This window comes from Corynebacterium hiratae, from assembly GCF_009708045.1.
Taxonomy (GTDB): Bacteria; Actinomycetota; Actinomycetes; order Mycobacteriales; family Mycobacteriaceae; genus Corynebacterium; species Corynebacterium hiratae.
This window is the reverse complement of sequence record NZ_VIOG01000035.1, coordinates 1-736: the sequence shown is the minus strand read 5'-3', so window position 1 is coordinate 736 and position 736 is coordinate 1. Positions and strand designations below refer to the sequence as shown.

Sequence of the window (736 nt, the reverse complement as noted above, 5' to 3'; positions counted from 1 at the left end):
CGTGAAATAATCAGAGCCATGGGCATCTTCTCCGGTCGGCATTTCCCCCGTGACATCATCCTGTGGGCGGTGCGGTGGTACTGCCGCTACGGCGTGAGCTACCGCGACCTCGAAGAAATGATGACCGAGCGGGGTGTGCCAGTCGATCACACCACGATCTACCGCTGGGTGCAGAAATACGCCCCTGAGCTGGATAAGCGCACTCGCTGGTACCGGCAGGTACCCGACTGGCAGGCCCAGTCCTGGCGGGTGGATGAGACCTATATCCGGGTCGGCGGCACGTGGTGCTATCTCTACCGGGCTATTACCGCCGGTGGGCAGACCTTAGACTTCTACCTCTCACCAAAACGGAATGTGGCTGCGGCCAAGCGTTTCCTGGCCAAGACGCTGCGATCGAATACGACAGCCGGGTCCCCGCGGGTCATCAACACCGACAAGGCACCAGCTCTGGCCAAGGCAATATCCGAGCTGAAGGCGGAGGGAATCTGCCCTCAGATGGTGGAGCACCGGCAGGTGAAATACCTGAACAACGTTCTCGAGGGAGATCATGGCCGACTTAAAAGAATCCTGGGACCGAAGGGGGCGTTCAAAAACCGAATTTCCGCCTACCGGACGTTGAAAGGGATGGAAGCGATGCATTCATTACGGAAAGGTCAGGGCACGATGTTTGCTTATGGGCACCCCAATCCGGACGCGGTGATCGTCAACCGGGTCTTCGAGACGGCCTGAGAACGCC

At 59.1% G+C, this 736-nt stretch carries 1 protein-coding gene; it reads left to right on the top strand.

What is annotated here, in order from left to right:
• Nucleotides 1–18: 18 nt before the first annotated feature.
• Nucleotides 19–729, top strand: coding sequence for an IS6 family transposase (locus tag FME68_RS12925; protein WP_049160553.1), 711 nt, complete (start codon nt 19–21; stop codon nt 727–729).
• The last annotated feature ends 7 nt before the right edge of the window (nt 730–736 follow it).